The sequence below is a fragment of the Enterobacter sp. BWH64 genome, assembly GCF_001037645.1.
Lineage (GTDB): Bacteria > Pseudomonadota > Gammaproteobacteria > Enterobacterales > Enterobacteriaceae > Enterobacter > Enterobacter hormaechei_C.
In genome coordinates, this window is the sequence record NZ_KQ089922.1 from 1,146,646 (window position 1) to 1,159,030 (window position 12,385).

Below are 12,385 nucleotides of genomic sequence, written 5' to 3' on the forward strand. Positions count from 1 at the left end.
CGGATTGTGCGTTTTGCCGGGTGGCGGCTGCGCCTGACCCGGCCTACGGATTGTGCGTTTTGCCGGGTGGCGGCTGCGCCTGACCCGGCCTACGGATTGTGCGTTTCGCCGGGTGGCGGCTACGCCTGACCCGGCCTACGGATTGTGCGTTTCGCCGGGTGGCGGCTGCGGAATTGGGTTTTGTAGGCCCGGTAAGCGCAGCGCCACCGGGCGATCTTACAGAGGCAGGCGCATGGCGCAGCGGGAACCATACGCTAAACCGTGCGCCGTCTCTTCCTCGCGTTTCTGGCGCAGTTCTGGCGTCAGCGTCGTCATCATTTCAAACCCTAATCGCCTGTAGAAGGGCGCATTCCACGGGACATCACGAAACGTCGTTAACGTCAGCGAGTTCAGCCCCAGACTGCGGGCATGCGCGGCGGCACGGGCGATTAACTGGCGTCCAAGACCTCGTCCCTGCCAGTCCAGGTGAACCGACAGTTCCACAATAAACAGCGACGATGGATGAGCTTCGGCGAGAATAAAACCCACGGGCCTGTCGTCAGCCAGCGCCAGCCAGCTTAATCCGCGTCCGGCGTAACCGAGGTGATCTTCAACAGAAATAACCTCATTGTCTGCCAGCCAGGCCAGCTCAGGAACGTCGCGAAACCGCTGCCCCGCCGCGCGTTCAATGGCGGGCAGGGCAGCGACGTTGTCGAGGCGCGTCGGGCGAAGAGTGAACGCCGTCATCAGCCAGCGCTGCTCACAATTTTAATCTCCACCATGCCGATCCCCAGCTTGCGCGGAGCGTGACCGAGAATATTCCCTTCGTTAGTGGACTGCGGATCGGGTGGCACAATGACCAGCGTATTGCTGCGCGTTGGGTTATCGAAGTGCAGCGTGCTGGTGGTGACGTCATTGCTCAGCGTCAGCGTCTGTTCTTCATCACCGACGCGCACCGGTATAGGACGGTTTGCGTTGGGACCAAATGCCCTGGCGGTGATCACCAGATCGAATTTCTCCGGTAGAGGATGGGTATACTCAATTTTCACCTCATCGCCCAACTGCGCGTTAGACCAGCGCCCCCAGGATTCCGGCCGTGAAATACCGCTGAACTGCTTCACCTCTTCCGGCGCGCCGGCAACATTAAAGATGAAGCTGTCTGCTTTATAACGAATGTCGTTGTCGACGATTTTCAGCAGGTCTACGTTGCGCTGATAGCGTGCGGTATCAATAACCGTATCTTTAAACTCGGTTTTTCCCTGCCACTGCGGTTTGTCAACGTGTTGCACGGTCTGCTCGCCGCCGAGTTGCCCCTGAGAGACGCACCAGTCGGTGGACAGCGACAGCTGTTGCGACCAGAGCTGGCCCATTTTGTAGCATTTGTCGACCCAGACGAAATTATCGCGCGGGGCAAATTCCGCCAGCTGGAAGCGCAGTGGCGCGGAGTATTCGCTTTCCGGCAGCGGCTCGACGCGGTTATCCGACACGCGCAGCAGCAGCGGCAGGCGGAAATGGCTGCCGGAGAACGCGATCATTTTTTTATCCTGATCGATGGTGAAGTCTTTCATCTCTTTCGGGAAGTTCCACAGACGAATGATATCCGGCTTCCAGGCGAGGATTTTTTCCTTCATGTTGAGGAAGATTTCCGACAGGGACTGGCCCGACAGCGTACTGCGGCCCAGGCCAATGAAGTTATCGCCACCCAGAATATCCAGCACGGTAGCGCCGTTATCCATCGAGTTACGTTTAGCGGCAATGATCTCCTGCTGCGGTTTATCGCCGCGCAGCACAAAGAACAGGTTGCTGCGATCCAGCTTATTCAGTTCATCCCAGGCGCTGTTTTTCATCGCCAGATGGTCAGATGAGACGACGATGACCGTATTTTTGAAATACGGCGACGCTTTGATTTTCTCGATTAACGCCGCGATATGCTCCTGGCTACAGGTCACGGCGCTGAACGACTTGTTGTTTTTACCGTCAATGTCATAGCCCTGACGTTTACAGGTGCGTGAGACGAAACCATCCGGATGATGCGTGTCAACGGTCAACGCAAACAGCGAGAAGCGTTTACCGGCGCGGGAAAGCTCCTCGAATTTCTTCCAGGTTTCATCAAGAACGGTATCGTCGTAAAAGCCCCAGTCGTTGCGGTAGGCCGGATCGGCCACCGTGGTTTTCAGCTCTTCGGAACCATACAAGTGATCGAAACCGTGGGATTTCAGGAACACATCTTTCCCGGCAAAGCGCAGGTTAGCGCCCTGCATAAAGTAGTTTTCATAGCCCGAGTTTTTCAGGATATCGCCGAGGCAAATGTTCTGCGGGAAGAAGCTCGACATCGAGGCGGAGGCGTTGCCTTCAAACGGGGCAAACAGCGGAATGCCGCACTGGGAGGCCACCATCCCTGCGATGGTGTAATCCGTGCCAGGGAGCTGCATGGTGTGGCTGAAGTCGAGGCCCTGGTTTTTCAGTGCGCCAAGCTCTGGCGTCAGGTTCGGGAAAGCATCGTTATCAAAATAGGTGCGTTCCAGACTTTCGCCGTAGATATAGACCAGGTTGAGTCTGGGATTGTCGATCTTCTTCGAGGGTTCTTTGTAATAGGCCGCAAAGTCCGGATCGCCATCGCGCGACTGGGATTTTACCAGCTCGGTAATTTGATGGAATGCCGGGCTGGCATCCACGGAGGCCAGCGCCAGGCACAGCGCCAGCAGGCTGTAGCCATGATGATGCGGACGGTGACGGCGACGGCGCAGAACCCAGGCCAGCGCGGCGAAGATGCCCACCAGGGCGACCACCAGCCCCAGACCCGGAAGGATGTACTTACCCACACCAGCGCCGGTCAGGCTGTTGGTCAACGTGTAGAGCACCGCGTCGTTAATACCGTCGCCGGTAAAGTAATCGCTGGCATATAACGTAATGTTTAAAACAATAAAAATGCCGAGCACCACCAGGGTGGCCACAAACCACCAGGTGTGACGACCGGCTTTCCAGGCATAAACGCCGATGGAAGCCAGGAAAAGGACAAGGGACATTAACTCTGACAACAGCAGATCCTCATCATGCCGGACGATTAGCCGGCTAATTGCTTATTTTTTGGGTAATACAATGTAATTGCGATGTCGCTTAGCTGCAATTTTAGTGTCACGAAAGTGTGCTGTTGTTAGGATTTGGTTTATAAAATCGGATTTTTGAATACAGTCGCATCGTGGCACACGGAGGCTGAGGTGGTGGCAGGGGGTAAAAAAACGCACTTCACGCCGCGGTGTAAGACTAACGTAATAAACCCGGCGTGTTGTGGCAGAAAATGGGAGGCGATCAGGAGAGGAAATTAACGCCTTGTTTCAGCACCAGATCGCAGGCTTTCGTTTTCACCTGTTTCGCCAGAGATGAATTTCCAAGGGTGCTGAGGTTCAGCTGCTGGCCATTTTGCGCGTTCAGCAGACCCTGAATACCGTCCATATAGTTGGTGTCCGCTTTCTGCTCCTGGGTGTCCAGACCCAGTTTACCAAGCACCTGGTTTTTGATGTTTTCGGTATCGGTAACGGAAGCCAGTTTCTGCTTCGCGCAGTATTCCAGAATGCCCGCCGCGTTGTTCATCGTTCCGGCGCTCAGGCTTTGGGAGCTGTTACTCAGCAGGCCGGTGAGGGACGAGGCTGACAGCCCGCCCTGGGAAGTGCCGCTCTCTTTGGTTAACTCACTTGCTGCGCTGGAGAGCGACTCCTGCCATGATGCGGCCTGCGCTGCGCCAGTCACCAGCAGGGCGCCAGTAAGGATGCTGATAAGAAACTGTTTTTTCATAATGATTTACTCAACAAGGTCCGTTTTGGGCCAAAAGTGGGTTCAGTATATACCTCTGCTCTTCCGGTGCTCCCTGGAAATATCTTAATACTCTTTGCCGGTGACGCGGCTGCGATAGCTGTCCCAGTCGAAGATGACGTACAGGCTGTTACCCAGCTTCATGCGATCCATCACCCGCTCGCCAAGAAGTCGGGTCATCTCGTCGATATTGTGGTTCGTCAGCATACCGGTCGGGCGTTTTGACGACGAACGGCGATCGACAATCTGATTGATGATCACTTTTTCGTAGCGGGACTCCGTCTGGACGCCGATCTCGTCGATGACCAGCAAATCCACGTTACTCAAATCATTCAGCAGCTGTTCTTCGCTGGTTTCGCGGTTACTGAAGGTGTCCTTCATGGCGGACATAATATCGGCCACGGTGATAATCAGCACTGACTTCCCGCGCAGCAGCAGCTCGTTGCAGATAGCGGCCGCAAGGTGATTTTTCCCCGTGCCGGGTTTTCCGCTAAAGATGAAGCTGGCAATGTTGCCGTCAAATTCATCCACGTACTGGCGCGCCTGGTTGAGGGCGTTCATCTGCCCCTGTGACTCGACCTTATAATTCTCGAAGGAACAGTTCTGGTGCAGAGGGCGAATGCCCGAGCGGTTAAAGGTGCGCTGCATTTTCATCGCGCGGTTTTCGCGGGCGAGGGCAGCCGCGCGAATTTTACCTTGCTCTTTTTGCCATCCCAGCAGCTCTTCACCGGTGGTGAAGGCGGGCTTCACGTTGGCGGGCATCATCTTCTGCAAACGTTTCATCAGGTCGCCGACGTTTTTCATTTCGCACCTCGGAATCCATCAGGGATTTTTTTGTCCGGTTCTGAAAAGGCATTGATATCACGTTTTGGCTGGCCATTGTTGCTGGCGCGGTTGATTTGCAGACTGCGCGCGAACTTTTGCTGCCACTGAACATGGTGGAAGACTTTTCCTTCAGCCTGCCAGTAAGCGGTAAAGGCCGCCAGCTCTTCTGGCGTCGCGGGCTGCGCGAGGGCTATTCCCCATAAGGCCGCCTGCCGCTGAAAATCGGCGTCCGGCTGCCAACCGGCGTACATGGGAAATTTCCCCATTGGAACGGCCACCGGGGCGCTGGCGGGTTCGTCAAAAAACTGATTATCCAGCATGACATCGCTCGCCGGACGCGACAGCTTCGCTTCAATTTCCAGAAGCTGCGCCAGACGTTCCGGCGTGACCGCATAAAACGCCGGGGCGTTGTCGGCAAATACCGCGAGCGTGCCGCCTTCGGCGTGCGTCAACACACCGCGAGGATCGCGCATAAAGGCATCAATGCCAGCAATGCTGGTAGTCAGGATTCTGGAGGACATAACACTTTCTCAACTGATTACTACGGACGTGATTGAGGGTTATGGTAGCACAGAGAGAGGGGGAGGAAAGGAGAGGATTTCCCCGGCGGCGTTACGCTTACCGGGGCTAAAATCACAGGCGGCAGTTTACGCGATGATGTTCAGCGTCACGTCGATATTGCCGCGCGTCGCGTTAGAGTACGGACAGACGATATGCGCTGCATCCACCAGTTTTTTGGCTTCCGCTGCGTCCATCCCTTCAACGTGGATGTTCAGCTTCGCTTCGATACCAAAACCGGTTGGCAGCGGGCCAATCCCCACTTCGCCTTCAATAAAGGCGTCTTTTGGCAGAGCGAATTTGTCGCGTGCCGCAACGAACTTCATTGCGCCCAGGAAGCAGGCGGAGTAGCCCGCAGCGAACAGCTGTTCAGGGTTGGTTACTTCACCCCCCATGCCGCCCATCTCTTTTGGCACACCCAGTTTGACATCCAGAACGCCATCGGAAGACGTTGCGCGGCCATCACGGCCTCCGGTTGCTTTGGCTTTGGCAGTGTAGACAACTTTTTCTAAAGACATGGCAGGTTCCTCATCTTACGTTTATATGCACTATTAAATAGCGCGCGATGTATTAAGTTAGAATCAGACGCGTAAAGTATAGCCTTACGCGCGATGAAGCTGTTGGCGCAAAAGTTCGAGCTGTTGCTTGAGCGCCAGCATGGTGTCGGTATCACACTGCGCTGCACAGCCCACGGCGTGGGGTATCGTCACGGCCTGCTGTTGCAGCGCCCGACCCGCGTCGCTCAGGGTGACGGCGACCTGACGCTCATCCTGACGGGAACGCTGGCGGAAGATTAATCCTGCGCTTTCCAGGCGTTTCAGCAGGGGAGTCAGCGTGGCGGAATCCAGGAACAGCCGCTCGCCAATGTCTGACACCGTGATATCATCCTGCTCCCACAGCACCAGCATCACAAGGTATTGCGGGTAGGTCAGGTTAAGCGGCGCCAGCAGTTGCCGGTACAGCTTGTTAAGCGCCAGATTTGCCGAATAGAGGGCAAAACAGAGCTGGTTATCCAGCAGAAGCGCGTTGGTGGTGTCGTTCGTTTTTGCGTCCATGAAATGAATATAGATAGCGCACGATACAATTGCAAGCGATTTTATTATACGCGTGGACGTTTGCGGTAAAGCCATAATCCGGGGATCGACAGGCCGATGGAGAGCGCGCCCACAATCGACGAGGCTTTAAGGAAATTGCTCAGAAGCAGGATCATCTGCGGTTCGCTGTAGCCAAAGTGGCTGATTTTGACGGCGGAGATCATCGCCGTATAGGCTGAAATGCCCGGGAACATAGGAATGACTGCCGCCACGGTGAACACTTTCGGGTGCGCCAGATACCAGCGGGACCACTGAATACCGATGCTGCCGACCAGCATGGAGGCGATAAACGTCGACCATTCGATATTAAAGCCCGAGGTCATCATGATCATACGTGAGCCGTGGCCAATGGCACCCAGCAGCGCACACCAGGGTAATGCACGCTGTGGGACGTTAAACACCATCGCAAAGCCAACGGCGGGAAGGGCTGCCAGGAGCATGTCCTGCGCCAGTGCGAGCAGAAAATCCATCACGCCCATCCGCGTAACCCCCAGAGTGTCATGGCCATTACCACCCCGATACAGGTCGCCAGCGTCAGCAGGCTGGCTATCGCCCAGCGCGCCAGACCGGTGTTGATGTGGCCTTTGAACATATCAGCGACGGCGTTGATTAAGGGAAAACCCGGCACCAGCAGCAATACGCTGGCGGCCATCGCAACAGTAGGCGTGCTGGCGAAGTAAGGCTGGCGCAAAAGCAGGCCGGATACGGTTGTCGCCACGAACGCCGTGATGCAGAAGTTAATTTGCGGATGCAGTTGCCTGTGCGTCAACAACTGGCGGACATACATCGCGATGCTGCTGGCAAAGAAGGTCACGACAGCGCCGTCCCAGCCGCCCGCGTTGAGCTTGCAGAAGCAGGCGCAGGAGAGTCCCACCATCAGCACAACCAGCCAGCGTGGATACCGGAGAGGTTTGATCTGGTTGAAGCGTTTCTCTATCTCCCTCAGATCGAGCAGCTTGTGTTCAGCAAGGATCACGATGTGCTGCACTTCCGTCACGACGTGCATGTTAATGCCGCGGTCATGATTTTTACGGGTGGAGGTCAGGCACTGTCCGTCTTTAATGGTGGTCAGCACAATGGCATTTGACGAGATGGAGCTCTCAACGCTGTCCATCCCCAGCGCCAGCCCAAGGCGTGTGGAAAGTTCTTCCACGAGGGCGCTTTCTGCCCCGTGTTGTAAGAGAAAAAGCCCGCACTGAATACATAGCCGCGTGGTAGCACGTTGCGTAGACCGATCTGCCTGCATGAAACGCCCTGAAGAGAAGAGAGATTGCTTACTTTTAACACAAAGGGCAGGGCCCTTTGCGCTGGGCCAGATCAACATTTGTGCAATCAGTCGCGTGAGCAGGGAGAGAAAACCGCACTTTCTATTTATTTAATGAATATAAAAATAGAGATTTATAAAGACAATATATTAAGTATTTCTAATTTCATATTTTCAATCTTTTCACGCAATCTTAATTAAAGTTTTGTGGTCTTTATGCGATATTAAGCCAGTATTGGGCGTTTCTTAACCCATGTGACATTTCTTCTGATTTGCGAGTATTAAGCCGTTTTGTACTGAGGGATGCAAGCGTGTTTAAACTTGTAGGGTTAGTTCGTTCTTAAATAATGAATTCATGACAGGGAGGGTCTATGTTGCCATTGAATGGTAAACACGGAGTGGTGATTAGTAGAGTGCCGGTTATGCAAAATGGGCTAGGTGGCGTCATGACGCGTCATTTTCCTGATATTGAAATAACGTACTGCCGTTCGATGCAGGAGTTGACGCTACTACAATTGCGTCGCGCTGGGGTCGTTATTGCCGATATTTCAGGTGAGTATCGTAATCCTCGCGGCACGCTTGAGCAGTATTATGGATTAATGAATCAGTATCGGGACATTCACTGGATATTCCTTGTCTCGCGTCCCCTTTATCCACTTGCAGTAGAGCTTCTTATGCGTCCGGAAAGCACGCTGCTTTCGGATATGGAACCGATCGAAGGCGTTATTAACGCTATTCGCGCGGGCAGTGAACGTGCCGAGCGAATAAGCCAGACGTTGTTAATACCGGAAACGTCCGATATTGAAGAAGAGAGTGAGCAAATGATTGCGCTCACCCACTCTGAACGCAAGGTGTTGCGTTTATTAGGTAAAGGTTGGGGAATCAACCAAATAGCCACGCTGCTGAATAAAAGTAATAAAACGATCAGTGCACAGAAAAACAGTGCAATGCGCCGCTTATCACTTCGCAGTAATGCCGATATGTACGCGTGGATAAGCAGTACCCAGGGAATGCGAGAACTCAGTTTAATGTCGGCTTATGGAGAGTTTGAGGAATGGAAAAGACCACTGCAACAAGACATATCGCCGTCATCGAAAGCTGCTCAATGAGCGCTGTAGGGCTGAAGCATCTCTTTGCGATGCCCGCCCTGAGCCATTACCAGGTGCACCTGTTTAGCAGATTCGCCAGCTTTAAAGCGGCGCTCTCGGATATCTCATTCTATGCGGTTATCTATTCACTGTCCGATGAGCGTAAAGAGCGGAGAAACTGTCTGGCCTGTTTACGGGATCTCACCTTCACCCACAGCGAAGTCCAGCGTATCGTGCTCGCCTCTGACGAAATGGAGGCGAGGCTGGTCAGCCATCTTTCGCCTTCTCGCTTGCATGGGATAATCAGTAAATCGGTTCCGCTAAAGCAGCTAATGGAGGGGCTGGAGACATTACTCAGCGAAACGCATCAGGTGAATGACAACATGTACAATCACTGGTGTGTGAGCCAGAATCGTATGTTAAGCCCAACCGAAAGGGCAATACTGCGTTATATGTCATCGGGATTTTCAATCCCTGAAATTGCGGCGCAGCTTGAACGCAATATTAAAACCATCCGGGCGCATAAGTTTAACGCAATGGTAAAGCTGGGCGTCAATTCTGACGTGGGATTACTGGATGCGGCGGATATCCTGGCGCATCTCCCTGCCCGGGAAGTGCGTCGTTCAGCTCTCACCGTTCCTTCATTCTCTCAGCGTTAAGTGGTGCGCCAGAGTTCTTCTGGCGCAACGTTTAAATGCAGACATCGACCCATTTTGCTGCGGTCAGCTCCGCCATTCTGTCGGGCGATATACGCACCGCACTGTGGATGGCACCCGCTGCGGGTAACACTTCCGCGTACTGTTTTAATGTGATGTCACAGTAAACAGAGAGCGGATTTTCCAGTCCGAAAGGGCAGACGCCGCCAACAGGATGACCCGTCAGGGTGACTACCTCATCGCTGCTGAGCATGCGGGCTTTTGCGCCGAATGTCTCTTTAAGCTTTTTGTTATCCAGACGCGCATCACCTTTTGCAACCACCAGAATCACGTCATTTTTAATTTTCAGTGACAGCGTTTTGGCAATTTGGCCGGGTTCAACGTTGTGCGCGGCAGCAGCAAGGGCAACAGTCGCTGTGCTTTGGTTAAGCTCAATGATCTCTATATCCGGAGCGTGTTCGGCAAAAAACTGTTGTACAGACTGCAAACTCATTGATTCCTCCTGACAAATATCCTGCGTAATCTGTCATAAGAATTTAGTCGCTGTAAATATCCCTTAAGTAACAAATATCCGTCAGGGGCGATTTCTGGATCGCCTTCACATTCACAGAAACCGGTTACAGTAACCGGTTGCAGAGCGTGATGCAGAGATTAATACTAAGTGTGTAACTTCCCCTGTATCTAATAATAAGAGCTAATTATGAAACCATTCCGTTTGAGCAGTACCGCAGGTACACGATCCGGCAAGGTTGTGACGCTGATGTATGGAACAACGTGTGACGTGAGAGCGTCCAAAACGAACGTCTGACAGGAGATCTGCTATGTCTGCCAACCACGCTGCATTTAATCTGATTTTCCGCTTCGTTGAAAATTATGTCAGCCCTATTGCCGGGCGCATCTCTTCCCAGCGTCACGTTATGGCTATTCGTGACGGGTTTATCTCAGCGATGCCGTTTATGATTGTAGGCTCGTTTTTATTAGTGTTCGCTTACCCGCCTTTTTCGCCTGATACCACCTGGGGTTTTGCTCGCGCCTGGCTGGATATGGCGAAGCAGTTTGAAGGTCAAATTCTGACGCCGTTTGATATGACAATGGGGGTGATGTCCCTTTATATCTGTGCGGCTATTGCCTACAACCTGGGCAAACATTACGTTAAAACCCATCAGCTGGATCCGTTCATGTGCGCGATGCTGTCGCTGATGGCGTTCCTGCTGGTCGCCTCCCCTAAAACCAAAGGCGCTTTACCGGTGGATAGCCTGGGAGGGACCGGTATTTTCACCGCGATTCTGGTGGCGATCTATTGCGTTGAGATGATGCGTTTCCTGAAAGCACACAATATCGGGATCCGCCTTCCAGACCAGGTTCCACCGATGATCAAAAACTCGTTTGACCTGCTGATCCCGGTGCTGGTAGTGGTGCTCACGCTATACCCGCTGAGCCTGCTGATCCAGTCGCAGTTCGGTATGCTGATCCCACAGGCCATCATGTCGATATTCAAACCGCTGGTCTCTGCGGCTGACTCGCTGCCTGCGATCCTGCTGGCGGTGCTGATTGGCCACCTGCTGTGGTTTGCCGGGATCCACGGCGCGGCGATTGTCTCCGGGATGCTGCAAATGTTCTGGCTGACAAACCTGGGGGCGAACCAGACCGCGCTGGCGGCGAGCCAGCCTTTGCCACACATCTTTATGGAAGCCTTCTGGACGTTCTTTATCGTTATCGGCGGATCGGGGGCGACGATGGGGCTGGTGTTCTGCTATCTGCGTAGCCGCTCCGCGCACCTGCGCTCCATTGGACGTCTGAGCGTGGTACCAAGCATTTTCAATATCAATGAACCGGTGATTTTCGGTACGCCGATTGTGATGAACCCGGTGTTCTTTATTCCTTTCCTGCTGGCGCCGATGGTTAATGCCGTGCTGGCATGGGCAGCGATGAAGTTTGATCTGATTGGCCGCGTGATTTCCGTTGTGCCGTGGACGGCACCGGCTCCGGTTGGTGCCGCCTGGGCGCTGGGCTGGGATTTCCGTGCAGCCATTCTGGTGCTGGTTTTGGCCTGCGTTTCCGCCATTATCTATTTCCCGTTCTTCAAGGTGTACGAGAAACAGTTGCTTCAGCAGGAAGCGGAAGAAGCACAGCGTAATGGAGAAGAGGAAAATCAGCAGGTCGCTTAGGTAAAAGCAAAACGGCAACGCAGGTTGCCGTTTTTAGTGTTTGTTCCCTCTCTCTGCGGGTTTCAGGCCGGGCCAGACTACTTAAGCGTGCAATCGCCACACTGCTGGACGTCCGGCAAACGGTAGCGCTGACAGCAGGTACGACGTACCAGAAGTCCCTCACGCGGAACCACGGTGCGGTAAAGAGGGTTATCCCGTCCATCCGACAGCTGTCTGGCAAAGAAACAGCTCTGACGCAGTGCATCCACTTTCTCGTCGCCGAGCAGCGGCTTCATCTCCGTTAAATACCAGTGGATAAGATACCCGGTATTACTCCAGATCAGTTTGCCGTTAATCTCTCCCGTCGCTTCCAGCGCATCAATGACCGGAACCAGCGCTCTTGTAATCAGCCGTTCCATACGCGCCTGCGCTGACAGGTGTCTCGCGCTCGGATCTTCATGTACATCAATCCAGAAACAGGCAGCACGCCCGGTTTCATGAAACTCAACATGGAAATGTTCCGACGAGAGATCGAGCATCGTTTCCTGGGTCAACAGGGCCAGCATGACAGGCGGCACCATCAGCCCGATATACCACTGTGCCCAGAGGGATAACAGCGGTTTGTTTTCCCGCGTCAGGGTAGGTTGGTTACGATAAATATGGTCGGAATAGGTTGCCAGCAGTGACCGCAGCTCCGCAGGGCGTTGCCACTCAGTCAGCGTCAGAGCATGATGCGGCGGTGCTTCATCCAGTTTGATGAAATCCAGCAGATGGGCGCGCGTTACGGCAATTTTTTCCCGAATGGCATCCGCAAGCGTCGTTTCCCCGGCGGAGAGTGGAGCTCGCCAGAGCAGGGGCTCAACGATGTGTGCGGTACGAGTCGCCATAGTGTGGATTACAAATCTAAATGATAATGATTGCCAATCCTAACTATAGATAAAACCGAGCGCAAGCGTTTTATCCT

Annotated in this window: 14 protein-coding genes; 3 read left to right on the top strand and 11 right to left on the bottom strand. The window is 53.7% G+C overall.

All coding sequences use genetic code 11. The annotated features are described in order from the left end of the window. Positions 1-216: 216 nt before the first annotated feature. From SK50_RS05470 to SK50_RS05510, 9 genes are all read right to left on the bottom strand, one after another. On the bottom strand, positions 217-726 hold the full coding sequence (locus tag SK50_RS05470; protein WP_015572601.1) for a GNAT family N-acetyltransferase: 510 nt from the start codon (positions 724-726) through the stop codon (positions 217-219). Next, the gene (gene opgB, locus SK50_RS05475; protein WP_048229168.1) at positions 726-3,017 is read right to left on the bottom strand and encodes a phosphatidylglycerol--membrane-oligosaccharide glycerophosphotransferase; all 2,292 of its coding nucleotides are present in this window, start codon (positions 3,015-3,017) and stop codon (positions 726-728) included. Before opgB ends, SK50_RS05470 begins: the two co-directional genes overlap by 1 nt. A 271-nt stretch (positions 3,018-3,288) precedes the next feature. After that, positions 3,289-3,771, bottom strand: a complete 483-nt coding sequence (locus SK50_RS05480; protein WP_015572603.1) for a YjjA family protein — start codon at positions 3,769-3,771, stop codon at positions 3,289-3,291. 84 nt (positions 3,772-3,855) lie between these two features. Further along, a complete protein-coding gene (dnaC, locus tag SK50_RS05485) occupies positions 3,856-4,593 on the bottom strand; it encodes a DNA replication protein DnaC (RefSeq protein ID WP_048229170.1) in 738 nt (245 codons plus the stop codon). After that, complete coding sequence (gene dnaT, locus SK50_RS05490; protein ID WP_003856579.1) at positions 4,590-5,135, bottom strand: primosomal protein DnaT; 546 nt, start codon at positions 5,133-5,135, stop codon at positions 4,590-4,592. The genes dnaC and dnaT overlap by 4 nt, the downstream gene beginning before the upstream one ends. Positions 5,136-5,261: 126 nt before the next feature. Next, positions 5,262-5,690 carry an organic hydroperoxide resistance protein gene (locus SK50_RS05495; protein ID WP_003856578.1) on the bottom strand — a complete coding sequence of 143 codons (429 nt, stop codon included), beginning with the start codon at positions 5,688-5,690 and terminating at the stop codon, positions 5,262-5,264. Positions 5,691-5,774: 84 nt separating this feature from the next. Continuing rightward, positions 5,775-6,227: a MarR family winged helix-turn-helix transcriptional regulator gene (locus SK50_RS05500; protein ID WP_015572604.1), complete on the bottom strand. Its 453-nt coding sequence runs from the start codon at positions 6,225-6,227 to the stop codon at positions 5,775-5,777. A 44-nt stretch (positions 6,228-6,271) separates the two neighbouring features. Beyond that, positions 6,272-6,745, bottom strand: coding sequence for a threonine/serine exporter (locus SK50_RS05505; RefSeq protein WP_015572605.1), 474 nt, complete (start codon positions 6,743-6,745; stop codon positions 6,272-6,274). Next, positions 6,736-7,512, bottom strand: coding sequence for a threonine/serine exporter family protein (locus tag SK50_RS05510; RefSeq protein WP_017383842.1), 777 nt, complete (start codon positions 7,510-7,512; stop codon positions 6,736-6,738). Before SK50_RS05510 ends, SK50_RS05505 begins: the two co-directional genes overlap by 10 nt. A 389-nt stretch (positions 7,513-7,901) precedes the next feature. On the opposite strand from SK50_RS05510, the gene SK50_RS05515 reads away from it, so the two are divergent. Both SK50_RS05515 and bglJ read left to right on the top strand, forming a co-directional pair. Beyond that, positions 7,902-8,639, top strand: coding sequence for a helix-turn-helix transcriptional regulator (locus tag SK50_RS05515; RefSeq protein WP_045344439.1), 738 nt, complete (start codon positions 7,902-7,904; stop codon positions 8,637-8,639). Continuing rightward, entirely contained in the window at positions 8,636-9,277 is a 642-nt protein-coding gene (gene bglJ, locus SK50_RS05520) for a DNA-binding transcriptional activator BglJ (protein ID WP_048229174.1), read from the top strand. Before SK50_RS05515 ends, bglJ begins: the two co-directional genes overlap by 4 nt. Positions 9,278-9,308: 31 nt before the next feature. Here bglJ and SK50_RS05525 read toward each other — a convergent pair whose 3' ends face one another. Beyond that, complete coding sequence (locus SK50_RS05525) at positions 9,309-9,767, bottom strand: YbaK/EbsC family protein (RefSeq protein WP_003856572.1); 459 nt, start codon at positions 9,765-9,767, stop codon at positions 9,309-9,311. Between the two features lie 328 nt (positions 9,768-10,095). Here SK50_RS05525 and SK50_RS05530 point away from each other — a divergent pair, with 328 nt between their 5' ends. After that, positions 10,096-11,442, top strand: a complete 1,347-nt coding sequence (locus SK50_RS05530; RefSeq protein ID WP_048229177.1) for a PTS sugar transporter subunit IIC — start codon at positions 10,096-10,098, stop codon at positions 11,440-11,442. Positions 11,443-11,519: 77 nt separating this feature from the next. Here SK50_RS05530 and fhuF read toward each other — a convergent pair whose 3' ends face one another. Continuing rightward, on the bottom strand, positions 11,520-12,308 hold the full coding sequence (gene fhuF, locus SK50_RS05535; protein ID WP_003856570.1) for a siderophore-iron reductase FhuF: 789 nt from the start codon (positions 12,306-12,308) through the stop codon (positions 11,520-11,522). Positions 12,309-12,385 lie beyond the last annotated feature (77 nt).

Excerpts from the sequence above, each read along its gene's own strand:
- SK50_RS05515 (WP_045344439.1), top strand. The coding sequence starts at position 7,902 with ATGTTGCCATTGAATGGTAAACACGGAGTGGTGATTAGTAGAGTGCCG.
- SK50_RS05470 (WP_015572601.1), bottom strand. The coding sequence starts at position 726 with ATGACGGCGTTCACTCTTCGCCCGACGCGCCTCGACAACGTCGCTGCC.
- SK50_RS05500 (WP_015572604.1), bottom strand. The coding sequence starts at position 6,227 with ATGGACGCAAAAACGAACGACACCACCAACGCGCTTCTGCTGGATAAC.
- SK50_RS05505 (WP_015572605.1), bottom strand. The coding sequence starts at position 6,745 with ATGGGCGTGATGGATTTTCTGCTCGCACTGGCGCAGGACATGCTCCTG.
- bglJ (WP_048229174.1), top strand. The coding sequence starts at position 8,636 with ATGAGCGCTGTAGGGCTGAAGCATCTCTTTGCGATGCCCGCCCTGAGC.
- dnaC (WP_048229170.1), bottom strand. The coding sequence starts at position 4,593 with ATGAAAAACGTCGGCGACCTGATGAAACGTTTGCAGAAGATGATGCCC.
- SK50_RS05510 (WP_017383842.1), bottom strand. The coding sequence starts at position 7,512 with ATGCAGGCAGATCGGTCTACGCAACGTGCTACCACGCGGCTATGTATT.
- dnaT (WP_003856579.1), bottom strand. The coding sequence starts at position 5,135 with ATGTCCTCCAGAATCCTGACTACCAGCATTGCTGGCATTGATGCCTTT.
- SK50_RS05495 (WP_003856578.1), bottom strand. The coding sequence starts at position 5,690 with ATGTCTTTAGAAAAAGTTGTCTACACTGCCAAAGCCAAAGCAACCGGA.
- SK50_RS05525 (WP_003856572.1), bottom strand. The coding sequence starts at position 9,767 with ATGAGTTTGCAGTCTGTACAACAGTTTTTTGCCGAACACGCTCCGGAT.
- fhuF (WP_003856570.1), bottom strand. The coding sequence starts at position 12,308 with ATGGCGACTCGTACCGCACACATCGTTGAGCCCCTGCTCTGGCGAGCT.
- SK50_RS05480 (WP_015572603.1), bottom strand. The coding sequence starts at position 3,771 with ATGAAAAAACAGTTTCTTATCAGCATCCTTACTGGCGCCCTGCTGGTG.
- SK50_RS05530 (WP_048229177.1), top strand. The coding sequence starts at position 10,096 with ATGTCTGCCAACCACGCTGCATTTAATCTGATTTTCCGCTTCGTTGAA.